We start from the raw sequence: 26,128 nt of genomic DNA, 5'->3' as shown, positions 1-26,128 counted from the left end.
ACCTTTCTTTCATTTAATTTGTCCTAAAGGTATATTTCTAATGCAGAACAGGTACTGAAATATATTCTTAAATTTTTTGTTAGAAGTTATAGTTCAGGGGCTTTTGTTAGTATCCGCAGCCTGTAAGCATTCATCGCGGTTTCGCCTAAATGTTTGAGGAGATTGTTGTTGGCATAAGCACCGACAAAGGCACCGATTCCCGGAACAAGCTGCAGCATTTTAGCAAAATCGATATAATCACGGTATTCCTGCTGGAACTTACGCCAATCCATTTCCATGAGCGTCTGCTTCCGTTCTTCCCAATTTTCTATTTCATTTAATGTCTTCCTTCGAACTTCATCACTTGAAAAAGCCAACTGAAAAACATGAAGAATAAACAGTCTTTCTTCATATTCATTCGTATTAAATCCATAAATTGAAGCTGCTTCAAACAAGAATTTCATTTTAATGGACAATAATAAGGGAAAGTCCGCTAGGCCCAGTAAGATTCCCCCTGCACCAGTTCCCGCCCCCTCAATCAATGCCGTCTTTTGAAACACAGTTGTTTTCCTGCGCATTAATTCATCCCGGTCTGCCAAGGTTAATCCGACTGCTTGATTTTTATTTGTGGTTATTTTCGAGCCGAATAAAGTGGTTTTCACCATTGCTTTGATACTCTCAGTAATGACCTGATGAACTTTTTCGGGAATCAATCCGTTTATTTTCCCTTGTGCTTTTTTTGAAAATCTACTTACCATACCCGAGCGTTTCGTGATTTTAAATTTCCAATCCGTTACCTCATCAAAAACCTTTAATTCATATTCATTCATGGAAACACAACCTTTTTATACTGCCTTTTATTATTTTACGGAAATCACTTCATAAAAGTTTCATTCGGCGGTTGATGGTAAACACAATCCTTGAATTTTCCGGTAAACGGTAAATGTGAATTAGTAAGAATATTATTTGCAACTTTAATGGAATCAATTTTTAAGATACGTCGGAGTTCTGAATTTGTTATTGTGGGCTTAATTAGGAGAAAGTAATCATTAATCTGTTGTATATGTGCATTTTTACCCTCCACTTCTCATTTAACTACTAAAATCAGGTATCCTTCTATAAAAATTACCATTTTGAGTGAATTTTCAACTCCAGATTGGGCACCCGTTTCATCCTAATTTCGTTTACCCACTGGTTTTGGCTCTTTACCCACCGGTTTTGGCTCTTTACCCACCGGTTTTGGCTCTTTACCCACCGGTTTTGGCTCTTTACCCACCGGTTTTGGCTCTTTACCCACCGCTTTAGGGAGTTTACATTCCGGTCCTCCCTTTTTACCCACCACTTTTTGCCTTTTACCTTCCACTTCTCATTAAAGCTACTAAAAATCAGGTATCCTTCTTTTAAAATTACCTTTTTAAAAGAGAAATTACCATTTTCAGTAGATTATTACCTACAGATTAGCCCCAAATTCAGCCTATTTTTGTTCACCAACCGGTTGTGGCTCTTTACCCACCACTTTCGAGAGTTTACATTCCGGTTCTCCCTTTTTACCCACCACTTTTTGCCTTTTACCTTCCACTTCTCATTTAAGCTACTGAAAATCAAGTTTCCCTCTTTCGAAATTACCATTTTCAGTAAATTCCTAACTCCAGATTAGGCACCCGTTTCATCCTAATTTATTTACCCACTGGTTTTGGCTCTTTACCCACCACTTTAGGGAGTTTACATTCCGGTCCTCCCTTTTTACCCACCACTTTTTGCCTTTTACCTCCATAAAAAACGCCAGGCATTTGCCTGGCGCAGGTCATTTTCAATTCATTTTTGGAGATATTTTCTTAATTTTAGATCCCTAGTTCAGGCTCACTTTCCACTTTCATCAAAATACTTTCCACTTCTGCCTAACCACCAACCCCGATCAAGCTTTTAACCGTTTCCTGCTATATACGTATACAAACATATAGGAGAAGGCCAGTCCTGCTGGAAGTTCAAGCAATGCAATCATGGTGTCTCCTTTTAGTAAAATAAATAAGGAGAACAGGGCAGCTTGCAATGCTAAGACGACCAACAATAATGATTGGAATGCAGCTGCCTTAAATAGTGATGAAACCGGATAAAGATCAACCCAAAGCTTGTTTTGATGGTGATTCCAAAGCGGAAGCAATTGGAATCCAGTTAAATATAGGAATAAAACAGCTAGCAAAATTTGCCCAAACCCAAACGAAATAAAATACAAAGCAAGAGCCCCAATAACCGTTAAGCGAACAAAAAGACCCAGGTAATCTGAGGAACGCAAAAACGTCCGTGAAAATAAATACAAATAAGTATTTTTCTGCAGAAAACGAATACGTTTCAATAAAAAATCGAGCCATTTTCTTCTTTTTACCGTATCCTTTAACTTTGGAACATCTGTGAACAGATTAGCGAGACGATAAAAAGCCGCCATTCTCTTCTCTTCTTGTTCAATCAACAAGTCCCATTTCAACCCGACCCTTCTCGTGCGAGCCCAAAACGACCAATAGTAAAATCCCATTACCAAAAGCATAACCAACAGGATAAAGAAATTTGCTTGTTTAAACAAAAGGAAGGTAAAAACAGCATTGATAAAATAGCGAACAACCATGTCCCAGCGATAAATCGATGGCTGAACAAAGTAGTGTATTTTCCAGCTCACCGCGATATTCCAGACTTTAACAATCAGTAGTACCGCAAAAAACAGTAAAAATGAATGAAAACCATTAGAGCTTACATGGGCATACATGGGCATCAAAACAGCTTGAACCATTAAAAGAATATACCCTTGAAAAACAAGGCTTACTATTCCCGAACGCCAAAAATAATCTCGCAGGCGGGTTTCAAGCGGAATGAGGAAAACCCGATCTGCCTCAAGCAAAAAATTATAGACAGGACTGTACGTTAAAAATCCCCCGATTAATACAGCAATAATCAGTTCCGCCGGGAATCCGGAAGAAAGCGTCTTAATCCAGTTCTGATAATAAAAAGCAGCTGCCCCAATTAGAAATACCAAGACAATTACAAGATGACCATTAAAAATATAACGCAGATAACTTCCTAACTCCTTCAGCCGGTGTCCAAAACGCTTATTCCAAAGACTTTTTTCATCAAACATATTTTTCTTCCTTTGTTAATTGAATATACAGATCATCTAAGGACGCATCCGGCATAGAAAATTCCCTGCGTAACTCAGCCAAGGTCCCCTTTGCACGGATTTTCCCCTCATGAAGAATGACAAACCGGTCGCAATATTTCTCAGCGGTGGCAAGGATATGGGTCGACATGAGAATACCTGCCCCGTTTTCTTTCATTTTTTTCATCCTATCCAAAAGCGATTGGATTCCGAGTGGGTCTAAACCCACAAATGGTTCGTCGACAATATAAAGTGCAGGCTGAACTAAAAAGGCACACATGATCATGACCTTCTGCTTCATCCCTTTTGAAAAATGAGCAGGAAACCAATTTAATCGCTTTTCCATTCGAAATTCCGAAAGCAATGGAGCCACCCTTGACTTATATTCCGTTTCATTCAAACCATAAGCCATCGCGGTTAACCGCAAATGTTCATCCAATGTAAGTTCTTCATATAATATCGGTGTTTCCGGTACGAAGGTGAACAGCCTTCGATAGGCCTCTTTATTGTCCGTAAAAATTTGATCCTTAATTTTTATTTCTCCGCTTCTCGGCTCCATTAACCCAATAATATGTTTAATCGTGGTACTTTTTCCGGCACCATTTAAACCAATTAGCCCGACGATTTCTTTTTCCTTTACTTCAAATGAAACATCTTTTAAGACGGGATTCTTTGTATAGCCCCCGACAAGGTGTTCAATCGTTAATAAAGACATGTACAACGTCCTTCCCTTGCATGATATTAATTTCCATTTTAACAAATTGAGCGCGATAAAAATAGAAATTCAATTTTTTAAGATTTTTTGTATAGAACTCGTCAGATGGGATATTATAATATTCGAAGGGGAAACAACTTACTTCGATGAAGAAATTCATCAAAACTTGAAATGAGGTGTCTGTTAAAGACAATTTCCTTTCAAACAAGTAGCTTCTATTCGTTTCAAAATAAGGGGATGGTTGTTTTGTACAATGTGCATGCTAACCATTTAGAGTTCATTAACACCAAGGTTTATTGAAAAATAAACCAAGTTTATTCACAAATAAACTACAAATGAGGTGTTTACCGCAGATCGCCACCTGTTTTTATAAGTTGAGATAACATATAAAAACAAACATAGGGGATGGTCAGCTTGAACAATGATGTTTCTTTATAAAAACACTCTAAGGAAAAATGAGGTGTTTATCAAAGAACACTCCTAAATGAACGTTCCAATTGAAGCAATTCCCCTTCGAGAGGGCGGAATCCTATACGGATTCTGCTCTTTTCTTTTGTATTGGTTCTGAATCATGGTAAAATAAGACAAACGTATTGGAAAGGTTGTGCATATAATGAGCGATTGTATTTTTTGCAAAATTGTTAATGGTGAAATCTCATCCGCAAAGGTATTTGAGAACGAACATGTATTGGCTTTTTTAGATATTAGCCAAGTGACAAAGGGACATACTCTCGTTATACCGAAAGTACATAAAGAGAATATTTTTGAGTTAACACCTGAAATCGCCCGAAACCTCTTTGAAGTTGTCCCGGAAATTGCTAAAGCCTTAAAGCAGGAATTTGAACCCGTTGGTTTAAATGCTGTGAATAATAATGGAGAGCAAGCAGGACAAACAGTATTCCACTATCATTTGCATTTAATTCCGCGCTATGGAAAAGGTGATGGCTTTGGTGCCGTTTGGAAAAATAACCAAAGTGATTACACGCCTGCTACCTTGCAAGAAATGGCGGTTGAAATCAAAAGGCATTTTTAATTTTTAAATTCTCTGAAAACTATTTCTTTATCATTTTAATCATAATGTGGTATAATGATTTCAAGTTTTTCGCTGCAGGCAATGAGTGCACTGCAGGAGAAACCAATAGCAGAGATTAGAAGAGGAGAGTTGAGAAATGAATACAAAGAATCTGGTTGCTTTAGCATTACTCGTGGGGATTGGGGCTGTTTTACACGCGGTGATTCCGCCAATTTTTCTAGGCATGAAGCCGGACATGATGTTATTAATGATGTTTTTAGGAATTATTTTATTTCCTGAGTTTAAGAATGTTTTACTTTTAGCCATTGTTACAGGAATTATTTCCGCATTAACAACCGGTTTCCCAGGAGGTCAAATTCCGAATATCATTGACAAACTTGTCACTGCTTCCGTGTTTTTTGGCTTATTTGCAGCTTTAAAACAATTCCGTAATTCCGTGATTAGTGCTGCTGTTTTAACGGCTCTTGGTACATTAGTATCTGGAACTGTCTTTTTATCGTCCGCTTTTGTAATTGTTGGATTACCTGGACCTTTTGTTGGACTTTTTGCTGCAGTTGTTTTACCTGCAACTGTTGTAAATACTGTCGCTATGGTAATTTTATATCCAGTTGCACAATCAGTCGTTAAAAGAACAAAATTGGCCTCACCGTCTGTTATTCAAAAATAATGTTCGGATTACGATCTAGAAAAGAACCCTTCGGGTTCTTTTCTTTATATAATGTTTACAATTTATGGTTTGAACCTAAGAACCTGTCAATTGTATTCCTCATTTTGGCTACATAAAACAGCTTATTGGAAAATTTTTTATAAAATAGAATATTCAAAAGGTTGGAATTAATCCAGAATACACGTAAAATAGGGATAAGAATTATGTCGTAAACCTTTGTTTCTAGAAAATTATCAAAAAATTTGCAAGATTATTGTAATTTCTAAAAATTTTGTAAATTTATATCTTTATTAATTTTTATTTTATTGGCATAATGATAATAGAGAAATAAAAAAGTAGGTGAAATTGGGGATGTCAGAGAAACAATATTCTATGAAAGAAGCGATGCTTTTTAGCCAGCGAATAGCTCAATTAAGTAAAGCTTTGTGGAAGTCGATTGAGAAGGATTGGCAACAGTGGATAAAACCTTTTGATTTAAATATTAATGAACACCATATTCTTTGGATTGCCTATCATCTAAACGGTGCCTCCATTTCCGATGTGGCAAAATTCGGAGTTATGCATGTCTCGACAGCTTTTAATTTTTCAAAGAAGTTAGAAGAAAGAGGATTACTCAAATTCTCGAAAAAGGAAAACGACAAACGGAATACGTATATCCAGCTTACGACTGAAGGGGAAAATGTCTTGCTTCAATTGATGGAGACATATGAACCGAACAGCAATGCCGTATATACCGGTGCCCTCCCACTTCGCGATTTATATGGGAAATTTCCAGATATCATTGAAATGATGGCAATTGTTCGAAATATTTACGGGGATGACTTTATGGAAATTTTCGAACGATCTTTCCATAATATTGAAAGTGAATTTACGGAGCAAGACGGCAAATTGAGAAAAGCCAAATCAGAACAAGAACTAGTCTAATCAGCGTATAGGTATTTTTTCAATTCCAGCATTAAGGGTAAATAAATTCCCTGGTAAGAGCAGGCCTGAATTATTTCTTTACTATCTAATTTTTCAGATAATAAATATAAAAACTCGGTAAAAAGCGGTTGAAAATGAACAAATCCTTCCGCTTTTTGTTCTTCCATTTTTATGCTCAATTCGTCACAAATTTGCATGAATTCCCTTACTTCTTGTTCTGAAAGCCCTTTTTCAATAATCATCCTGTAAAAATCCTGTTTAGGATTATTGATTAATGCTAATAGAATTTTTTGATGATACTCAAGCAATTGAATCCTTTTTTGTAATTCGTGATTCTCCATTGGAATGACCTCATTTCAAATCAATACTTTTAAGCTCATTATTTACCATTTCAACATGAAGGTAAACACATTTTTTATTTTCAAGTTTAACAGTTTTTTTACATGAATCATATCGAAAATATCAAAGCTTTTTTTCTTTCACTCTTTTAGACTATCTTTTTTTAACATTTTTTGATATTGTAATTAGAGTATACTTACGAACAACAAGGAGGGAATCGCTGATGATCTCCATTTTTATTGTCTTTGCAATCTTTATCCTGTTTTATGTAAATAAAATGACCAATTCCCTTTGTATTCAAAAAGAAATTCCAGAGGATCGGCAGCATAAGGTATTCCGGACCATTAATGTCCTAATTACCATTTTACTTGTATCGTCATACGTTGAGATTTTGTATACATAACATATATTATTATCCAGCATGACGAGTCAGTAAATTCTTCATAAAAAGTAAAGCGATGAGATATCTCATCGCTTTTCATTTTGACTTTTAATAAACCCAAGCCGCTCCAATGATAATTAAAAGAATAAAAAGGACAACGATTAACGCAAATCCTCCACCATATCCTCCTGCTACACCTGTCATATGTTTCCCTCCTTCATGATGATTACCATATCCCTATTCTAGCTATGCTTATTTCGCCTAGGCATCACGGGAATTTCTGATAAAAGCCCAATTTTCATGGCTTAAATTTTTGCTGTTATTCCCTTTTATGTTATAGTATAGCTTGTGGTCAAGTATTGTGTTCCACAAGAATTTACTGTAAAGGAAGAGGTTCATCGTGAAAAAATGGTTATTAGCCCTTACGTTAGCCTGCGGGGTTATTGCATTAAGTGCCTGTAATCAATCGGGTTCATCTGATACCGTAGCAAAAAGCAAGGTTGGAGACGTAACAAAAGAAGAGCTTTACCAAGCCATGAAAGACAAGATTGGAAATCAAGCCCTGCAACAGTTAGTTTACGAAAAAGTTCTTGCAAAGAAATACCCAGTTACAAATAAAGAATTGGATGCCAAAGTTGCACAGTTAAAAGAACAACTTGGGTCTAATTTTGAAGCTGCTCTTGCACAATATGGCTATAAAAGCGAAGCTGACTTAAAGAACACAATGAAAGTTGGCATGATGCAGGAAAAGGCGGCAATGAAAGACGTAAAAGTTTCTGACAAAGAATTAAAAGATGCCTATGATAAATATCAGCCTGAAATTAAGGCACGCCATATCCTTGTGAAAGATGAAAAAACTGCTAAAGAAATTAAAAAGAAATTAGATGCAGGTGCAAAATTTGAAGATTTAGCTACAAAGTACTCACAAGATACTGGTTCCGCCCAAAACGGCGGTGATTTAGGCTGGTTTGGCACTGGAAAAATGGACCCTGCTTTTGAAAAAGCTGCATATGCGCTGAAGGTTAATGAAATTAGTGACCCGGTTAAATCACAGTTTGGCTATCACATTATCCAAGTGACAGACAAAAAAGCGAAAAAATCCTTTGATCAAATGAAGAAAGATCTTGAATATCAAGTAAAATCTTCAAAGTTAACCAATGATGACATTAACAAAGCCATGCAACGTGAGCTAAAAGCTGCAGATGTAACCGTTAGTGACAAAGACCTTAAAGACGCTCTTAAACCGGAAACAACAACTGCTGCACCACAGCAATAATTTTAAAAACCCATAAAAAAAGAAGAGTGACTCCGATTGTGAGTCACTCTTTCCTTTGTGCTATTCCCCTGCTGCTTTTTCACCTTCACGCCGCTCTTTTTCCTTTTCTAGGCGCTCTAAATAGATTTCCCCTTCTTTTTCAATACTCTCCATTTCCAGCAAGCGTTCCTCCCTGCCGGTCTTAATAGCCATTAAAGCACTAATAGCAATTCCTGCTACGACTGCAAATACCCAAATAGGAATAGACATATTTTTTACTCCCTCCACGAATGGTTGTCCATGTTTTTACTACAATGTATTCGGATTTTCTAATTTTATTCTTATCTAAACAAAAAAGATAACCCGTTAGGGCTATCTTTATTTATGAAATGCTGGTTTATAAAAGGAGCGGTTATCCAAAGCAAAAATTCGCTCCGTAAATTCTCCGGGTTTTACTCTTTCAAGTGAACGGTCAAGCATGTTCATTTTAGCATCCAAATTATCGATATAATGAAGGATTTCCGCCTCTTTAATGAGTGGCGGTTTCGGACTGCCCCATTCAGTTTTTCCATGATGACTAAGAACAAGGTGCTGCAGAATTAACACTTCCTCTCCGGAAATGCCTAATTCTTCGGCAGCTTTACCAATTTCATTCACCATGATGGTAATATGGCCGAGAAGATTTCCTTCAATCGTATACACCGTTGAGATTGGTCCAGATAGCTCTAAAACTTTCCCCATATCATGTAAAATAACTCCTGCATAAAGAAGATCACGATCAAGACTAGGATACAAGGAGGAAATAGCCTTGGCCAAATCAAGCATACTGACCACATGGTAGGCCAGGCCGGAAACAAACTCGTGATGATTTTTTGTTGCTGCCGGATAGACTAAAAAAGCTTTCTGATGCTTTTTAATTAAATGCCTTGTGATTCTTTGGATATTAGGATTTTTCATATCAAATATATATTGGGTCAGCTTGCTTGTCATTTCATCTTGACTTAGCGGTGCAGTCTCAAGAAAGTCATCGAGCTTAACATGGTCGTTAGGTCCTGATTTACGAATTTGTCTAATTTTCAACTGACTTTTACCGCGGTAATTTTGAAGTTCCCCCAGAATTTTTACGATATTTTGAGGTGCATAGTTTTTCTCATCATCTTCACCAGCATCCCACAGCTTAGCCTCAATTTCCCCGCTTTGGTCTTGTAATATAAGCGTCAAAAAAGGCTTGCCATTACTAGCCGTCCCTTTCGTGGCGCTTTTAATCAGTAAAAACAATTCGACTTGGTCACCAACATTATAATAAAGAATTCCTTTACTCATAGTATTCCAACGCCCCTTCCCTATGAAACCTAGTATAACATATTGGTCTATTACACTATGATGGAATCTCGACAATCCCTTTATTTAGCAAGAGAATATTTTCGTGTGAAAAATTCGAAAGCAAATGGGTATGACAGGTAAAAAATAAAATTTGATTTTGTTTTAAACTCTTTAATAGTTCGATGATTTTTTGTGTTCTTCTAGCGTCAAAATTAACAAAGCTATCATCAATGATGATTGGAAAGTGATACTTTTCATAAAGCGTGGTGGCTAAGGCAAGTCTTATGGAAACATAGACTTGTTCTGTTGTCGCTTGACTAAGTTCATTTGCCTCAAAGATCGTGTAATCCTTTCTTTCGATTAAAAAGCCCGTCCCCGATTTTTGAAGATGAATTCGATAGTATCTCCCCTCTGTAAGGAAAACTAAATACTCCTCCGCTTTAGACAGCATTCTCGGCAGGTATGTATTTTTATATTTTTCAACCGTTTTAGACAGAATATCTTGAGCAAGGCAATAAACAGACCATTCCTTTGCCATTTCTTCCAGCTCAAATTTTTTCTGTTTAAATTGATGAAGAAGCTCAGAATAAACTCCCCCCTCTTCGAGGACCTGAATCTCATATTTAATAGAGGCATCTTCCTCTTGCAGCGCTGTCAATCTTGCTTTTAAACGGATGGCTTCATTTTGCTGCTCAATCACTAATTCTTCAATATTATGAATGTGTAAAAAGCTCTCGCGGTCGTTTTCAGCTATTATGGAATATTGAAGCTGCTTTTGAATATCCTTTAATCGTTCTTTAAAATTCTCTTGTTTTTCTGCTTTTACCCCAAGCTCGTAGTATTGCTCTTCAGTCGCAACCATTGCTTCATCAAAAAGCTTTTTAATTTCCTCTTTTAAATGCAGCTGCTCCCGCTTCTTTTGTTTTAATTCATTTTCTAAATCCTGGAGTTTTGCTAGTCTCTCTTGGCACATGATCTTTTTCTCATGCTCCGTTTTTAATTTCTCCCTAAGTGCATAGCCTTTTTTGTGAAGGTCCATATGAACTTCTGATAAAAAGCGATTTGTAAAAAATTCAAGACTATTCTCAATGGATAATTGTCTTTCCTTAATTTGTGAGATGCGCTTATGCAGTTGGCTCTTTTCTCTCCATAGCGTTTTATATTGTTCAATAAACTGGAAAGCCTCACGTAAATGGGACTTTGCAATATACTCAGGAATTTGCAGTTGACTGGCCAGAGTAAATAGTTTTTCCTTATATTTTGCTGATTCTATTTCCCATGCTTCAAATTTAGAGATTACTTTATCATATTGGTCATTCTGCTGTTCAAGTCTCATTTTCAATCCTTGTAAATGTTCTTTCCGGCGATTATCTAAAAGTAATTGTTCCTGAAGTTTAATCAAGTTTGCATATTCCGTTGAATCTAGTTTTTGGATTAATTGTTTCTCTTTTTCCCTTAAAGAATCTAAAGATTGATTGAAGTCCTGTCCTTTTGGTTTACCGAAGCTTTTTGCCATTAAAACCCCTGTCAAAACAGCAGCAATAACACCAATAGATACTAATCCCCATTGCCTTGTAAAAGTTCCGTATAATACTAGTCCAAGTAAAATGATTTCAAATAGAAGAAATTGAAGCTTTTTTTGCTTCTGTAGTCTTTTCCATGCATTTTGTTCGCGTTCCTTTGCCAGACGGTAAAATTCAATTTTGTCTTTAATTGAACTTAATTCGTTTTCTAAACTTTTTTTGTCTTCTCCATTTAGTTTTTCCTCAAGCAGGGCCCTGTCTGTACGAGGGAGAACCTTACTTTCCGCCAATTCAACCTCTTTCTCCATCCTTTCAAGAGCAGCTTTTTCCTCCTGAAACCTCTCCTCTAATTCCAGTTTCAATTCACCAAGCTTTTGACCTCGGCTCGCAACCACTTCCACTTCATTTTTGACGTAGATATTTGTATTAATGGCAAGAAGTTCCTCTTCCTTTACCGGCAAATGGAGACGGTCAAGTATTTCAGACAGTCTCCCTTGATAATCTTGAAGCTTTGTCTGATCCTGCTGTTTCTCCAGTTCTAACTGGTCATATAAAGGGATTTGATCCAATACTGTCATCAATGCTGATTCCTGTTCAAGGAATAAATTGTCTGGCTGTAAGGCTGTTAATTCCTCTTTTAAGCTTTCGATTCTCTCAAGCATGCTTAGGATCTGAGCATCATACGGGTAAAGCATTTGATTTACTCTTTCAAACCTCACTATCCCTTGGGTTGGGAATTGAATTACCCCTAAATCAGACAGCTCATTTTTTATCGATATTTCCTCTTTAACTAGTAAATGAATTTTCTTCCATTCATTCAATTTTTCATTGCTTTCTTGTATTTCTGACAGTAAGTGATGGATGCCCGCCATTTCCTCCTGAATGGATTCTTGTTTTTTAATGAAAGAATCATATTCTTCATTTTTAGCTACAGCCTTTTTCAGCTCTCCATTTAGTGTATGGAGCTCCTGTAATTTTTCATTTAGTAATGGCTTTTTCCCGCCTGGCTTAAAGCGCGTATCCAGTTCTTTTTGCAGCACCGATTCCGCTTCTGATAATCGTTCAGTTCCTAATGTACCTGCGGAAAACAAGAACTTTCCGATCTCTTCGCCTTTCATTTGATGAATGTTCTGTAATCCATTCAGGTTAAAAGAAAAAATCGCTTGAAATAAACCTTTATCAAAATTCCCCAATAATTCCTTAAGAAGCTCTTCTCCACCCAGTGTACCGTTTTCTAACCAAACCTTTACATCTCCGGCGGATTTCCCTTTGATCCGTTCAATGACAGCAAAACCAAATTCATCATGAGAAATTCTAATTTTCCCTCCATATTTATCATTATGTTTTGGCTCATAGCGCAACTCAGTAGATTGCTGCTTAGTAGGAAAACCGAATAAAATTCCATGAATAAAGGCCATGATGGTTGATTTGCCCGCTTCGTTCTCTCCAAAGAAAACTTGGAAATCAGCAAGGTCTTTGATTTGCATATTCTCCAATTGACCAAAGCCATAGATATGAATCTCGACAATTTTCAAATAAACCCCTCCTTCCCTCTATGATTGATAAAGTAAGTTGATTAAAAGTTTTTCGGCTTTTTCGACTATCTCTTTCTGATCGATATTTGATAAATCGGAGAGATATTTTCTCCCTAAACGATGATCATATAGTGTTGCTAATGTATCCTCTTCGGCTCCGTAGTCCTCCACCGTTTTAAACATCTCGGCATAAAAATTTGCCTCAGCCTTTAAGTGTTCCTTATTCACTTGAACATTTTCAGCTACGCTTAGTTCCACAATCCATACAAACTCCCTCTCCTCCTTTTCCTCTTCGAGAAGGAGTTCCAGAAGTTCGCTATTTATACTCTTTTTTTCCTTTGCATCTTCTAAATGGACATTTTCTAAAAACAGGGATAAAAGTGTGCCCGTTTTCTTTTTCCTTATCCCATTTATTGTTGTTTGACAGAGCTCTAGAATCTGATGGAAGTTTTCTGCTGAAGAGGCATCAATGACAGCATCCTCCCAAACAATATCAGAGGTTTCGATAAAATTGAAGCTTCTTTCAGATCCATCTAATGTCACATGATAAAAGCCTTTAGGGCCCTTTTCTTTTTTATTTCTCCCCTGCAGGTTCCCGGGATAAAGAATCGGCGGATTTTCAGAAAGAAAAGCCCGTTTATGAATATGCCCCAATGCCCAATAATCAAAGTTTTTCTCATATAAATCCTTAATCGAAAAGGGTGCATAGTTACCATGTTCCTCACGGCCACTTTCATTTCCATGAAGAATTCCGATATGAAAATCTGCGCCCTCAATTTTTTGATAATCATCTATTTTCCTATCAAACACATGGCGTTCGGGGTAACTAAAGCCATAAAGATGAATCCGGTTTCCGTTCTGGGTTTCGAGCTGCTTCATTTCAACCTCCTGGCTAAATATATGTACATTCTCCGGCATGTCGAGATGTACCCAAGTACCGTTTAAATGGTCGTGATTGCCGTGGATGACAAAAACGGGAATATGATGCTCAGCCAGCCTCAACATTTCTGTCCGAAATCGGGATTGCGCACGCAGGCTGCGGTCTTCTCCGTCAAATAAATCTCCGGCAAAAATGACAAAATCGACTTTGCGAAGTATCGCTTCATCCGTTAGCCTTTTTAAAGCCGTGAACGTACTTTCCTTGACTCTAGATAAAATACCAGCAGGCAAATATTTCAATCCAACCATTGGGCTATCCAAGTGAAGATCAGCAGCATGTATAAAGGATATTTGCTTCATAAAATTTTCCTCTCATGGTCTTTTCTTTATTTTAACATCTCCAAAAACCGAATGCACGTTCTGTAAAAAATATTTAAAAAGAATATCTGCAGTGGCAGATATTCTTTTTAAAAGCTTATTTATTTTTCGTTTAATTGAAGTGCTTTTTTAATATCCTTATAGGAATTAGATTTCCCATACATTAAAACGCCTCCTTTATATACACGTGCACCAAATACCGCTAATGCTACGATTGTTCCGATAAGGAGGGCGATGCCAATGAACGACTCCCAGGCGGGGATATTCAGCATTCCAACCCGTAAAAACATAATCATCGGGGTAAAAAAAGGAATATAGGATGTAACCGTGATAAAGGATGAATCCGGCTTTCCTAGACCAAACATGGAAATCATAAAGCCTCCGACGACGAGTAAGGTCATCGGCGTAATCATCTGCTGCACATCCTCGATCCTGCTGACCAGTGATCCTAAACAAGCCGCAAGTGTTGCATAGAGAAAATAGCCGAGAATAAAGAATATAACCGCATAGGAAATCGTTTCAACCGGGATGTCCCCCAAACTAGTAACACCGAAAAAACCTTCCTTCAAGGATTCCATATTCTGTTTTAATGAGACATAACCGATTGACAAAAAAATGGCAAGCTGAGTTAAGCTTAAAAGACCAATTCCGATTATTTTCGCAAACATCTGCTTGATTGGTGAAACACTTGAAATTAATATTTCCATTACCCTTGAAGATTTTTCGATGGCCACTTCCATCGCAATCATATTCGCGTACATAATGACCGAGAAATAAATGATGAAAAGCAGAACATAAACTAGTCCCCTTGCCTGGTTTAATTCCTCTTCTGTTTTCGCATTTTTCTCCAGAGCCACTTTCTTAATCGAAACAGGTTCATAAAGCTTTTGTAGCTGTGCCGGTGTTAAGTGGATTTTTGTAGCCGCCAGCACCGTTTTTACTTGCTGGAGGCTGGTTTGCAGGTCGGTAAAAAGGGCAGAATCAGCAATGCTCATTGCTTTAAAGGAAGCTTCCGGCAATTTTTCCTCATTATAACGCAGCTGAATCATTGCGCTGTAATCACCTTTTTCAACGGCTTTTTCTGCTTTTTCGAAACTGCCTTTATAAAGAGTAAGTGAAATATCCTTATTTATCATGCTTACTTGCTTTTTTAAAGGCTCATACAGCTGCCCGGTTTCATCCAGTATTGCAACCTTTTCTTTTCCGTTATTTTTATCAAAAGCATTGATAATATTGTGAATGTTAGTTAAGCCTAGAACGATTGCTACTGTTAACAATGTAGTAAAAAGAAAGGATTTTGTTTTTAATTTATTTACATAGGTATGGAATAAAATAATCCAAAAACTATTCATACGAATCCCCTACCTTCTCAATAAAAATATCATTTAAGGAAGGCTCCTCAAGTTCAAATTTACGAATAAAGCCTTTGCCGACAATTTCCCGTAAAATTTGCTCTGCAACCCTTTCTCCTTCAATCTGCAGATGAATTCCTTCCATCGTCTCTTTTGCTTTTAACACCCCAAAATGACTTTTTAAAAAATCTAGTGGAAAATCAGCGTGAATAACCAGATTCTTTTTGCCAAAAGTACGCTTAATCTCTTTCAAGGATCCATGAACAACAGGGCTTCCCTTATGCAAAATACATAGATGTTCACACATTTCCTCCACATGCTCCATCCGGTGACTTGAAAACACAATGGTCGCACCGTTTTCCTTTAGGGCGACCACTGCCTCTTTTAATAGTTCTACATTGATGGGGTCAAGACCGCTAAAAGGTTCATCCAGAATTAACAGCTTTGGTTTATGTATGACAGCAGCAATAAATTGAATTTTTTGCTGGTTTCCTTTAGAAAGCTCTTCAATTTTTTTATTCTCATATTCCGGGATTTTAAAGCGGTTTAGCCAAGTATGTAATTCCTTTACGGCTTCTGCCTTTTGCATCCCTCTTAGCCGCGCTAAGTAAACAATTTGCTCCCTGACCTTTAGTTTAGGGTACAAACCTCTTTCTTCTGGAAGATATCCGACCAAGTGGCTTGTTGAATAATCAATCGATTTACCATCCCACGTTATTTTCCCATCACTTGGTTCAAGCAATCCTAATATCATTCGGAAGGTAGTTGTTTTGCCGGCACCATTTGCCCCTAAAAAACCAAACATCTCTTTTTCCGGTATCATAAGCGATAAATCATTTACGGCAATAAACTGTCCAAATCGTTTTGACACAGACCTAAGTTGAAGTACCAATTTTCCATCACTCCTTTACCATTAGTACGAGAAGAACTGCCGAAAAGTTTCTTTTTTTTATTTTGCTAAATTTAAAGAATTATGCAAAAATAATAGTATTAATCTATTAAATAGGGGGATTTCAGGATGATAACTTATAAAATAACTGCATTTGAACCAAATGGGGAAAAGATTTTAGATGAAGCCTTCCAAGCAGACCATGATGATGCAGCAAAAGAATTAGGCACGAAACTATTATCAGAAAAAAACTTACTAGAAAAAACCCATCGTGTCACCTCTCCAAGCGGTAAACTTTTACTTTTTCACTCTTAAATCATATCAAAAAAGAAGCCAAATGGCTTCTTTTTTACATTATTTTCCGATAAAGTTTGGTTTTCTTTTTTCAATAAATGCTTGAATACCTTCTTGGTGGTCATGGGTTTGCCGCATTTTACATTGCCCGTACTTTTCTAATTCCAAAATTTTAAGCAATTGCGGGCGGTTTTTTTCTGCTAAAATCTTTTTCGTTTTGATCATCGCCTGTATAGGACGGCTTAACCAATCTGAAATTCTGGTCTCCAGTGTATCCTCGATATCACCTTCTGCCACTTCTTGGATGAGTCCGAGCGCCAAAGCCTCATCTGGTTTCATCATCTTCCCATCCCAAATAATCTGCTTTGCTTTTAATTCTCCTACTCTCTTTTCTAAAAAGAAATGGGCCCCGCCATCAGGGATTAGCCCAATGCCGATAAAATTCATGGCTAATTTACTAGTTTGATCTGCAATAATATAGTCTGTTGCCAATGCTAAACTAAATCCTAAACCTGCTGCAGCACCAGAGACAGCACTAATCGTTAGCTTCGGTATGCTGTAAAGCGTTACAATTAGTTCACTTATGCAATCCATAACGGGAAAAAACTCACTCTCATCCGTATTCGAAAGCATGGTTTTAATATCTCCACCAGCTGAAAAGGCTCTGCCTTTTCCTTTTAACACGACAATATCGATTTCATCCGAGTCACTGATTTCTTTTAACTTGATGACTAAACCCTTAATTAAATCAATGTCCATTGCATTCATTGCTTCCGGCCGGTTCATCTCTACCATTGCCACACGGCCATTTACAGTGACACTTACCTTTTCTGTAACAGAATGATTCATCGCTATCAAAACTCCCCCCATTTTTTCTCATTTCTATTATAAATGGAAATGGAAGGGATAAAAACAAGTTTTCACAATATAGGGAATTTTCCTTGCTAAACTGTAACAAAAAATTCCCCTGCTGCTTAGGCAGGAGAACCTTTCTCCGAAAATAGCTCATTTAAGATTTTAATCTTTTCTTCTGTATAGGCTTCAAAACTGTCATTATAGGTTTTCGGATCTTTTGGATTGGCAAAGTGAGTGATTTTTCCGGTTACCGGGTCAATAAATTTACTTGCAGCACCGCAGCCAAGACCAATAATGGTCTGCTGTTCCTCCATAATCATGATGTTGTAGATGCTTTCCTGATTCGGAAGCGAATAACCGACATTCTCGAGATTACCAAGAATATTTTTCTGACGATATAAATAATACGGCACATAGCCATGATCCTCTGTCCAAACTTGCGCAAGCTCCATCATTTTCTCTACTTCAGAGCGTTCAGCGACCTTGTATTTTTCCCGATTCTGAGTCATTTCAGAAGCCCGTTTGAACGATAGCGTATGAACCGTTAACGATTCTGGCATCAGTTTTTCCGTTTCAGCAAGTGAATGGGTAAATTCCGGCATTCCTTCCCCCGGCAGACCGATAATTAAATCCATATTAATGTTATTCATCCCCATAGAACGGGCCAAATGAAATTTATCAATCGTTTCGGTTACGGTGTGGTGCCGTCCGATTGCTTTTAGGGTTTCCTGCGTATAAGACTGAGGATTGATACTAATTCTGTCAATCTTCCACTTTTTCAAAACCTCTAATTTCTCAGGAGTAATCGTATCAGGTCGTCCTGCTTCGACAGTGATTTCACGAATCTTTTCAACATCGGGAAATGATGCATACATTTCTTCATAAAGCATGTCCATTTCTTTTGCGGTAATACTAGTCGGCGTCCCTCCGCCATAGTAAACGGTTGTAATTTGAATTCCTTTTTCTTTAAGCCATTGGCCAATTTTTTTCATTTCATAATGAAGTCCGCCTAGGAAGGAATCAACTGATCCTTGGCGGCCATTGATTGCATAGGCCGGGAACGTGCAATAAGCACATTTTGTCGGGCAAAATGGGATCCCGATATAAATACTAACTTCTTTTTGCAATGAATATAAATCAGGTACCACCGACAGCTGCCTGTCCACAATCTGCTGCATTAAGTTGATTTTTTCATCTGTAATCAGATAATCATCCTTTAACTGCTGATGAGCAAGCTCCATAGGGACACCTTCTTGAACTTTACGATGGAGCAGCTTCGTTGGTCTAACCCCGGTCAAAATCCCCCATTTTTGAATCATCCCTGTAAAGTCCTGCAACACTGTTAAATAGACATGAGCAACAGCATTTTTAATTTGTTTAAATGTTTCTTTATCTGAAACAGCCGGCATCAGTTCTTTTTCGTATTCCGCTGTTCTCTTTTTTCCGGATAGGCTCATTAATTCTGCCGAGACTGTCACAAATTGATTTATTTGGATAGAAAACTTTATCCTTATATCTGCTTTTTCATCATATTCTTTTAGAATCTGTGATTCTTCAAAAAACAAATTGGCAATCAACCGGAGCGGCCGATCAAATCTTGTATCCTCTAACCCTAAAATGGATATTTTCAATAAACTCACCTCAAATTAAGCTTCCTTAAGTGTACAAAAACACTATATTAAGGTCAATATAATGAAAACCAAAAGAAAAAGATACCATAGGCAATGCCATGATATCCTCTATATATTATTTTTTGATAATATTCATTTTCCTTAAAAATTCGATTGGCTGCTGCTTTCTAAAATGTTCTTTCACCATATAGGCAACTCCATTCTCGTTTTGAGAACGTGTTACCCAATCAGCAGCTCTCTTCACTTCAAAGCAGGCATTCCACATTGCTACCCCAAGTCCAACCTCTTCAATTAGCGGGATATCATCGATTCCTTCGCCAATCACGACCATTTCCTTTGTACTAATCCCGAGCTGCCCTCCAAGATACCTCAATCCGCTTAATTTTGACACCCCTGCAGGAACAATATCCAAACGGAGTGAATCCAGCTCAATCATATCAATTTCGGTGTACATTTTCTCGAGCGCTATTTTAGCATCCTTAAGGTCGCTTTCTTTTTCAAAATAAACCTCGATTTTCGGTGAGTTTACCGGCTGATCATGTAAATATTCGCTTAAGGACGGAACAAATTGCTGGGAATAGAAAACGGGGTCACCGGATGTAAAAACCGTTTTCGCCAATAAATTATTATGAAGCTTTAATTTATTGGCTAATGAAAATTGTTCATGGACAAGCCGAATTTGGCAAGGTACTGTTTCTAACAATCGTACCGTATCATAGGTGATTTCTTCATTAATCCTTTTCATGTAGATGGGCTTTTCTTGCACACTGGATATAAAGGCGCCTTGATGGGTAATGAGTGGTGTTTTTATTTTTAAAGCCCTGGCAACTTTACGCGCCGAGGGAAAGCTTCTTGAAGTCACGAGCGTTACGTAAATCCCTTTCTGCTCCACATATTCAATGGCTTCCTTCGTTGATTTATGAATTTTTCCATTTGATTGAAGAAGTGTGCCATCAATATTTAACGCAAGCAAGCGATAAATCATAATGTTGCCCCCTGTTCTTTGGTGAAATTACCCTTATATCACATTTATGTTTTTTTACCTATTTATAGAACAAAGGGAGAAGTTGTTTTTTTCAATAAAAAAGCGTTCAGATCTAATCATCTGAACGCTTTTTTATTCATTTTAGATGTTGCCATACAACTCTTCTAACGGTTTCATAATTAATTGGTTTAATTCCCCGATAATCATACTCATTCTTTGTTCAGCCTGCATGAGACGGGCGATTTTTTCATTTTGCTGAACAAGTGCCACCGTTGACTGCGCCTGTTGTACCTCAGCTTCAGAGATATTTTGTCCCATCATTTGTTTTTGCTGAATATTCATTTGAATTTGGCGAAATTGATCAAACATTTGTTTCGCTGCCGGATCTGCATTTACTTCGCTATACATTTGTTTTAATTGTGCAAACTCATCACTCTGACGAATCGATGTTTCTAATGCATATGCTGCATCATATAAATTAACAGCCACTTTATGCCCACTCCTTTTTTAAATCAACAATTACTCTCAACTATACCAAATTATGACGAGTAAAGCGAGAATGTCACAAATTCCCGTAGCCCTCCCATGTTTCTTTTTATTAAAATCACAATTTCGATTATTTTTACATAGGATATTATATCAGCTAATGCCTATTTTTTTTATATTCTTCAGCAAATGAGGAGTGATCATGTCCCTAATTTTAACCAAAATCACTATTATCCCAAGGAAACCTGCCCATAAAGACGACAATCATGTATTCATGTCGAATGAATTAATGAAAAAATTACATTTAAAAAGAGAGTGGGAATTAAATGTAACAGTAGGGAAACAAAGCATTCTAACAAAAATCAAAACGACAGAAATGGTCGCAAACGAAATCTCACTTTCAGAAATCTTCATAAAAGATTTATGCTTACCTCTAAAACAATATACGTTCCAAACAAAATTTGATATAGAGACACACACTTTGTTTCTTGGACCAATTATTGGACTTTTAACAGATTTTAATTTCAAAAACCTGGAAGAACCTAATTTTCGTTCAGTCCATACGTTCTGTGAGGAGCTTCACCAGGTTATTTCTGAAGCAGGGGGTTTTTTTTATGTTTTTTCCGATGATGAATTTTCTAATCAAGGATATTACCTTGAAGAAGGGAAATGGATTCCTTTCAAGCTCCCCTTACCAGATGTAGTCTACAATCGCATTCACTCACGGAACCGGGAAAAGTCCAGCCAATTTGGAAGCTTTCGTGAAAGACTCGAACAATTAAAGATTCCCATGTTTAACGATCGATTTCTTTCTAAATGGGATGTATATGAGCAATTAATCCAAGAAAAATTTCTTCACTCCTATATTCCGGAGACAAAAATCTTCACGAAGGAAAATCTTGAAGAATTCACGCAAAAATATGAAATGGTCTTTATTAAACCCATCCATGGGAGTCAGGGAAAAAATATTTTCAGATTAACGCGTGATCAAAACGGTTATAGTTTGAAAACTTCCATAAAGAAAGTTCCGAATGAATGGTTAACAGTTGACTCCATCGAAAATATCTATAAGCAAATAAAAATGATTCAGGGTAATAGAATTTATATTATCCAGCAAGGTATTCATCTAATGATGAACGAATCCTGTCCAATGGACTTTAGAGCTTTATGCCATAAAAATATTGAGAATAATTGGTCAGTTACCTCCCTTATAGCACGAATTTCACATGAAGAAGAATTTGTATCAAATATTGCCAGAGGTGGAACGGTTATGAAGCCCCTACCGGCCTTATATACCGCCTTAGAAAAAGAAATGGCCGCTAAGCTTATTTCGCAAATGAAAAAACTTTCGATTGATACTGCCACAACGATCAGCCGGTATTCTCAAGGAATTACAGGCGAGCTCGGAATCGATATTGGAGTGGACAATGAAGGGAAGCTTTGGCTTATTGAAGTGAATTCCAAGCCATCGAAAAACTTTGAGGACGGGAATAGGAAAATTCGCCCTTCAGCAAAGGCAATTATCCGCTTTTGTACAAAACTTTCTTTTGATAAAAAGGAGGATTAATCATTGATTGCATTCGGTATTATGACGTTAAATATGGATAGTGAGACTTCCTATCTTGATGGAATTGCAGCAAATGCACACACTTGCGGTATGGATTGCTTCCGCTTTATTCCTTCCCAAATTCATCCCCATACCCTTCAAGTAAAAGGAAAAAAATTCGATTCAGGGTCAAAGAGCTGGGTGGAATGTGAATTTCCCATTCCTTCCATTCTATACGATCGCTGCTTTTATGGAGACGATGAACATTCGAAGCAATGCATCCCAATCGTCTCCTGGTTAAAGAGCAGAGATGATATTACCTTTTTAGGATATGGTCTGCCGAATAAATTAGACCTCTACGAAGCATTACGCAGTTCAATATTATCCGCTTATTTACCGGCTTCCTTCCCGGTAGATGATATAACCGTGTTATTAAAAGAGTTAAATAAAACAAAAAAGATCATTTTAAAACCGATTAATGGCTCACAAGGCTATGGCATTTATTATGTAAAAAAGAATGACAAAACCTTCCATGTCAAAACAGAAAAAAATAAAAAAATCATTTCACGTATTTTTCCAAACGAGGCGAAATTAACAGCATGGTTAAAGACTTTATTGAAACAGCATAAATATCTTTATCAACCATATCTAGAACTATTTAATGATGACTTTCAGCCATTTGATATCCGCATTTTTATTCAAAAGGACGAAAAGGGAGTATGGGTTGAACGTGGAAAAGGAGTTAGGGTCGGAACCACAGGTGGAATCCTGTCAAACTTAAGTGCAGGCGGTTCAGCCATCGACTTCACCACATGGCTCTCCACCTTACCCGCACATAATAAAGAATTTATTTGCAGTGAATTAGAATATATTATTACCAATCTTCCTCCATTACTTGAAAAAGCGTTTTTGCCTTTATTTGAAATTGGTGTTGATATTGGACTGGCGAAAAACGGGTCCCTTTGGATTTTGGATATGAATTCGAAGCCCGGAAGGAAGGTTCTCATGCAGACCCGGAAAAACTTAAAAGAAACACTTGACCTTGCGCCGCTTCTCTATGGAAATTACCTTTCGCAATCTGATTTGTCTGATTTACAAGAAAGGAAGAACTTGTATGAGAAAACATTATCGAATTGAGATTGCTTCAAACAACCAACATATTGTTTTCTGTCCCCCTTACATCTTAAAGGGAAAAACAATCAATAGAATGGCTTTCGGTTCCAAATCCATCGAGGTTCATTTTTTCCCGCATCCAGATAAGAATGACCGAATTGTTCTTAGTAAGGCCATCCAAGAAGCTCTCTCCTTACCAGATCTGGGTGTTCCGCTGCACGTTTTTTTAGATAAGCAAACACTTCATATCGGACCGCTTATCGGCATTTTTACCGCTGGATTCACCCCCTTTCCCGAACAGCCGATTGGTGAGAGAACACAGCTATTTGCAAAGCTTCTCTCCGTTAAAAATTCTGTAGGCGCCCTGCCTTTTGTTTTTGGTGAACAACATATTGATTGGGAGCAGGGGATCATCAATGGGCATTTTTACCACAAAAACAAATGGAAAACCTTTGATGTTCCATTCCCCAATGTCATTTATGACCGGCTCCCAAATCGGAAGAGCGAAAGGAATCCTAAATTAATAAAAGTGAAAGAAAGACTTCAAAAGGATTACCTTATTCCTTGGTATAATCCGGGATTTTTCAATAAACTTGATGTTTATGAAAGACTTCAGCAGGATGATGTAGTCGCTAACTTCTTACCCGAAACCATTCCGTTTACATCCTTTTCATTAATTGAAACGATGCTGGCCAAATTTGGGCATGTTTATATCAAGCCTAAAAATGGCAGTCTTGGATTGGGTGTCCATCAAATCATTTATGATAAACATACCGGCGAATATTTCTGCCGTTACCAGGATGAAGACTTTGTGAATCGTTTGCGGAAATTCTCAAGCCTTGAAAAATTATTTCCAAATGTTTTTGCTAATCAAAGTTTAGATAAGATGCTGGTCCAACAGGGAATCCATTTGCTTCGTCACGAAATGCGGCCGGTTGATTTTCGCGTTCATACCAATAAGGATGACGAAGGAAAATGGCAGGTAACGGCCATTGCAGCGAAAATTGCCGGGCTTGGCAGTGTTACAACCCATAAAAGAAGTGGTGGAGACATTAAAACCATCGGAGAAATTTTCCCAGAGGAAGAAAGTACACTCTACTCCGAGAAACTCTCAAATGCAGCCCTCTTATTAAGTGAAGCCCTCGAACGAAATATGGAAGGAATCATTGGTGAAATTGGCTTCGATCTAGGAATTGACCGAAATGGAGACGTTTGGCTTTTTGAAGCCAATTCGAAACCGGGAAGATCGATTTTCAATCACCCTGAATTACAAGAGTTTGACTTATTAACCCGTAAACTCGCCATTGCATTTGCTATCTTTATTACCGAGCAATCCATCCTGCATCCTGAGGAACTTTTCAAATGAAAATATACTACGACATGGTTGCAGCACAGTGGTATCAAAGTGAGATAGAAGGGATCTATACATTTGGAGGAGAAAAAAAACCGATTAGCTATAATCAAGCCGATACGGATCATTTGAGCTTTGAATTGGGGATAAAAAATAATCATCTTGGACCGCTCATTGGGATCATGACGGCTCGAAAAAGAAATGGGGCGGTTACAGGAAACGGACCTCTCTTTATAGAACTCCAAAAAAAGCTTATTTCACATGGTGGAATAAGCTTTATCTTTACATCCGAAGGAGTTTACCATGATAGTATTGAAGGATATACATTCCTTCCTAGTCAGGAGAAGTGGATTAAAATTACTGCCCCCTACCCTAATCTTGTCTATAATCGAATACCCTTTCGCAAATCAGAACAGGCTGAAAGGAGTCAACGTTTTTTCCAAATCTTGAAGGATAGAAAAATTCCTTTCTTCAATCCATGTTTTATCGACAAATATGAGCTATATTATCTCTTTAAAAACCACCCGATTCTCCAAAAATATTTGCCTAAAACGATTTTAGCTGCCCATAAAGAAGACCTTTTTTCCTTTCTTCAGAAACATGGAACGATTTATTTAAAACCTGCTCAATCAGCGAAAGGAAAAGGAATTTACCGATTGAAACAAATCGAAAATAATAAAATTTGTCTTCAGGGACTTAATAAAAATGAAAATTTCCCTACTTTTCATTCCTTTTGGGAGCACTGGGAAAAGGAATTAACAATGAAGAATTATTTGGCACAGGAAGAGATTGACTCAGCCCAATTTGAAGGAAATCGCTTTGATTTTCGAATTCTCGTCCACGCAGAACAAAATGATTATCAAGTTACAGGAATAGGAATCCGCCAATCGTATCATCAAGATCTTACAACTCATGTTCCTTTAGGAGGCAGACTTCTTCCCTATGGGCTGCTCCAAACAAATGAACACGATGATTTTATTCAAACCATCGTCAAACATGCAGGAAGGGTTCTATCCGATGAGCTTGGATTCTTTGGCGAATTTTCCATTGATGCCTGTGTCAGCCATTCCGGTAATTATTATCTTTATGAAGTCAATTCAAAACCCATGAGTTTTGACGAAACAGAAATCGAAGATAAGAAAATTAACCAGCTTTGTAGCTTATTTTACCAAATCGCTAATTTTTAATTTTTTAATATTTCCATGAATTCAATATTTCATTCTTCCCGTGAACAAGGTAAGCTAAAGGGAGACAACTATTGTGGGGGATGATTACCATGCTCATGCACTTTCAATTTAAGCCGCTATTTAAAAATCAAAATATTCCCGGCTGGTGTTTTTCCTTTTACTATAAGAAGCAAAGATATACAGGGATTTATCATCAAACAGGAAAAATCGAATGGACTCTTGCTACCCCATTACACGAAGAAATTGAATCGTTAACAAGCCAGGTTCACGAACTTATGCTTTATCACGTTTATGATCACTAATCATTTCTTTTACGTATGAAAACGAGACCTTTCCACAAACTAATAGTAGAAAATGGGAAA

At 37.3% G+C, this 26,128-nt stretch carries 27 protein-coding genes; 11 read left to right on the top strand and 16 right to left on the bottom strand.

Features of this window, described 5'->3' with window-relative positions:
• Nucleotides 1-86: 86 nt before the first annotated feature.
• From J2Y67_RS18505 to J2Y67_RS18490, 4 genes are all read right to left on the bottom strand, one after another.
• Nucleotides 87-809: an EcsC family protein gene (locus J2Y67_RS18505; protein ID WP_310176341.1), complete on the bottom strand. Its 723-nt coding sequence runs from the start codon at nt 807-809 to the stop codon at nt 87-89.
• A 344-nt stretch (nt 810-1,153) separates the two neighbouring features.
• On the bottom strand, nt 1,154-1,342 hold the full coding sequence (locus J2Y67_RS18500) for a hypothetical protein (protein ID WP_310176340.1): 189 nt from the start codon (nt 1,340-1,342) through the stop codon (nt 1,154-1,156).
• A gap of 552 nt (nt 1,343-1,894) precedes the next feature.
• Complete coding sequence (locus J2Y67_RS18495; protein ID WP_310176339.1) at nt 1,895-3,106, bottom strand: ABC transporter permease; 1,212 nt, start codon at nt 3,104-3,106, stop codon at nt 1,895-1,897.
• Nucleotides 3,099-3,839, bottom strand: a complete 741-nt coding sequence (locus J2Y67_RS18490; protein WP_310176338.1) for an ABC transporter ATP-binding protein — start codon at nt 3,837-3,839, stop codon at nt 3,099-3,101. Before J2Y67_RS18490 ends, J2Y67_RS18495 begins: the two co-directional genes overlap by 8 nt.
• A gap of 613 nt (nt 3,840-4,452) precedes the next feature.
• On the opposite strand from J2Y67_RS18490, the gene J2Y67_RS18485 reads away from it, so the two are divergent.
• The 3 genes from J2Y67_RS18485 to J2Y67_RS18475 all read left to right on the top strand — a co-directional run bounded on the left by J2Y67_RS18485 (nt 4,453) and on the right by J2Y67_RS18475 (nt 6,463).
• A complete protein-coding gene (locus tag J2Y67_RS18485; protein WP_310176337.1) occupies nt 4,453-4,872 on the top strand; it encodes an HIT family protein in 420 nt (139 codons plus the stop codon).
• 136 nt (nt 4,873-5,008) lie between these two features.
• The gene (locus tag J2Y67_RS18480; protein ID WP_310176335.1) at nt 5,009-5,539 is read left to right on the top strand and encodes a tryptophan transporter; all 531 of its coding nucleotides are present in this window, start codon (nt 5,009-5,011) and stop codon (nt 5,537-5,539) included.
• 351 nt (nt 5,540-5,890) lie between these two features.
• The gene (locus J2Y67_RS18475) at nt 5,891-6,463 is read left to right on the top strand and encodes an HTH-type transcriptional regulator Hpr (RefSeq protein WP_310176334.1); all 573 of its coding nucleotides are present in this window, start codon (nt 5,891-5,893) and stop codon (nt 6,461-6,463) included.
• Here the strand turns inward: J2Y67_RS18475 and J2Y67_RS18470 are convergent.
• On the bottom strand, nt 6,460-6,804 hold the full coding sequence (locus tag J2Y67_RS18470; RefSeq protein WP_310176332.1) for a DUF1878 family protein: 345 nt from the start codon (nt 6,802-6,804) through the stop codon (nt 6,460-6,462). The two genes, J2Y67_RS18475 and J2Y67_RS18470, sit on opposite strands and share 4 nt — an antisense overlap.
• Nucleotides 6,805-7,025: 221 nt before the next feature.
• Here J2Y67_RS18470 and J2Y67_RS18465 point away from each other — a divergent pair, with 221 nt between their 5' ends.
• A complete protein-coding gene (locus tag J2Y67_RS18465; protein ID WP_026574454.1) occupies nt 7,026-7,205 on the top strand; it encodes a hypothetical protein in 180 nt (59 codons plus the stop codon).
• Nucleotides 7,206-7,292: 87 nt separating this feature from the next.
• Here J2Y67_RS18465 and J2Y67_RS18460 read toward each other — a convergent pair whose 3' ends face one another.
• Complete coding sequence (locus J2Y67_RS18460; protein ID WP_310176331.1) at nt 7,293-7,388, bottom strand: YjcZ family sporulation protein; 96 nt, start codon at nt 7,386-7,388, stop codon at nt 7,293-7,295.
• A gap of 196 nt (nt 7,389-7,584) precedes the next feature.
• Between J2Y67_RS18460 and J2Y67_RS18455 the strand changes: the two genes are divergently transcribed.
• The gene (locus J2Y67_RS18455) at nt 7,585-8,460 is read left to right on the top strand and encodes a peptidylprolyl isomerase (RefSeq protein WP_310176330.1); all 876 of its coding nucleotides are present in this window, start codon (nt 7,585-7,587) and stop codon (nt 8,458-8,460) included.
• Nucleotides 8,461-8,520: 60 nt separating this feature from the next.
• Here the strand turns inward: J2Y67_RS18455 and J2Y67_RS18450 are convergent, their stop codons facing one another.
• The 6 genes from J2Y67_RS18450 to J2Y67_RS18425 form a co-directional block, all read right to left on the bottom strand.
• Nucleotides 8,521-8,709, bottom strand: coding sequence for a sporulation YhaL family protein (locus tag J2Y67_RS18450; protein ID WP_310176329.1), 189 nt, complete (start codon nt 8,707-8,709; stop codon nt 8,521-8,523).
• A gap of 108 nt (nt 8,710-8,817) precedes the next feature.
• Nucleotides 8,818-9,762: a 3'-5' exoribonuclease YhaM gene (gene yhaM, locus J2Y67_RS18445; protein WP_310176326.1), complete on the bottom strand. Its 945-nt coding sequence runs from the start codon at nt 9,760-9,762 to the stop codon at nt 8,818-8,820.
• Nucleotides 9,763-9,817: 55 nt separating this feature from the next.
• Nucleotides 9,818-12,820 carry an ATP-binding protein gene (locus tag J2Y67_RS18440; RefSeq protein WP_310176324.1) on the bottom strand — a complete coding sequence of 1,001 codons (3,003 nt, stop codon included), beginning with the start codon at nt 12,818-12,820 and terminating at the stop codon, nt 9,818-9,820.
• 18 nt (nt 12,821-12,838) lie between these two features.
• Nucleotides 12,839-14,059 (bottom strand): metallophosphoesterase family protein, encoded by a 1,221-nt coding sequence (locus tag J2Y67_RS18435; protein ID WP_310176323.1) that lies wholly within the window; start codon nt 14,057-14,059, stop codon nt 12,839-12,841.
• Nucleotides 14,060-14,178: 119 nt separating this feature from the next.
• Nucleotides 14,179-15,429, bottom strand: coding sequence for an ABC transporter permease (locus J2Y67_RS18430; protein ID WP_310176322.1), 1,251 nt, complete (start codon nt 15,427-15,429; stop codon nt 14,179-14,181).
• Nucleotides 15,422-16,321 carry an ABC transporter ATP-binding protein gene (locus J2Y67_RS18425; RefSeq protein WP_310176321.1) on the bottom strand — a complete coding sequence of 300 codons (900 nt, stop codon included), beginning with the start codon at nt 16,319-16,321 and terminating at the stop codon, nt 15,422-15,424. Before J2Y67_RS18425 ends, J2Y67_RS18430 begins: the two co-directional genes overlap by 8 nt.
• Before the next feature lie 126 nt (nt 16,322-16,447).
• On the opposite strand from J2Y67_RS18425, the gene J2Y67_RS18420 reads away from it, so the two are divergent.
• Complete coding sequence (locus J2Y67_RS18420; RefSeq protein WP_310176320.1) at nt 16,448-16,633, top strand: YhzD family protein; 186 nt, start codon at nt 16,448-16,450, stop codon at nt 16,631-16,633.
• Between the two features lie 39 nt (nt 16,634-16,672).
• On the opposite strand, the gene J2Y67_RS18415 is transcribed toward J2Y67_RS18420, so the two are convergent.
• The 4 genes from J2Y67_RS18415 to J2Y67_RS18400 all read right to left on the bottom strand — a co-directional run bounded on the left by J2Y67_RS18415 (nt 16,673) and on the right by J2Y67_RS18400 (nt 20,572).
• Nucleotides 16,673-17,461: an enoyl-CoA hydratase gene (locus J2Y67_RS18415; protein WP_310176319.1), complete on the bottom strand. Its 789-nt coding sequence runs from the start codon at nt 17,459-17,461 to the stop codon at nt 16,673-16,675.
• 125 nt (nt 17,462-17,586) lie between these two features.
• The gene (locus J2Y67_RS18410; protein ID WP_310176409.1) at nt 17,587-19,098 is read right to left on the bottom strand and encodes a coproporphyrinogen III oxidase; all 1,512 of its coding nucleotides are present in this window, start codon (nt 19,096-19,098) and stop codon (nt 17,587-17,589) included.
• A gap of 115 nt (nt 19,099-19,213) precedes the next feature.
• Nucleotides 19,214-20,083, bottom strand: a complete 870-nt coding sequence (locus J2Y67_RS18405) for a Cof-type HAD-IIB family hydrolase (protein WP_310176318.1) — start codon at nt 20,081-20,083, stop codon at nt 19,214-19,216.
• 141 nt (nt 20,084-20,224) lie between these two features.
• Nucleotides 20,225-20,572, bottom strand: coding sequence for a YlbF/YmcA family competence regulator (locus tag J2Y67_RS18400; RefSeq protein ID WP_310176317.1), 348 nt, complete (start codon nt 20,570-20,572; stop codon nt 20,225-20,227).
• 199 nt (nt 20,573-20,771) lie between these two features.
• Between J2Y67_RS18400 and J2Y67_RS18395 the strand changes: the two genes are divergently transcribed.
• From J2Y67_RS18395 to J2Y67_RS18375, 5 genes are all read left to right on the top strand, one after another.
• A complete protein-coding gene (locus J2Y67_RS18395) occupies nt 20,772-22,136 on the top strand; it encodes a YheC/YheD family endospore coat-associated protein (RefSeq protein WP_310176314.1) in 1,365 nt (454 codons plus the stop codon).
• Nucleotides 22,137-22,139: 3 nt separating this feature from the next.
• Nucleotides 22,140-23,252 carry a YheC/YheD family endospore coat-associated protein gene (locus J2Y67_RS18390; RefSeq protein WP_310176313.1) on the top strand — a complete coding sequence of 371 codons (1,113 nt, stop codon included), beginning with the start codon at nt 22,140-22,142 and terminating at the stop codon, nt 23,250-23,252.
• Nucleotides 23,230-24,594 carry a YheC/YheD family endospore coat-associated protein gene (locus J2Y67_RS18385; RefSeq protein WP_310176312.1) on the top strand — a complete coding sequence of 455 codons (1,365 nt, stop codon included), beginning with the start codon at nt 23,230-23,232 and terminating at the stop codon, nt 24,592-24,594. Before J2Y67_RS18390 ends, J2Y67_RS18385 begins: the two co-directional genes overlap by 23 nt.
• Nucleotides 24,591-25,766, top strand: coding sequence for a YheC/YheD family endospore coat-associated protein (locus J2Y67_RS18380; RefSeq protein ID WP_310176311.1), 1,176 nt, complete (start codon nt 24,591-24,593; stop codon nt 25,764-25,766). Before J2Y67_RS18385 ends, J2Y67_RS18380 begins: the two co-directional genes overlap by 4 nt.
• Before the next feature lie 89 nt (nt 25,767-25,855).
• Complete coding sequence (locus tag J2Y67_RS18375) at nt 25,856-26,068, top strand: YheE family protein (protein ID WP_310176407.1); 213 nt, start codon at nt 25,856-25,858, stop codon at nt 26,066-26,068.
• Nucleotides 26,069-26,128 lie beyond the last annotated feature (60 nt).

Source organism: Neobacillus niacini, from assembly GCF_031456445.1.
GTDB classification, from domain to species: domain Bacteria; phylum Bacillota; class Bacilli; order Bacillales; family Cytobacillaceae; genus Neobacillus; species Neobacillus niacini_I.
The sequence above is the reverse complement of the archived record's forward strand: the minus strand, read 5'-3'. Positions and strand labels throughout refer to the sequence as shown.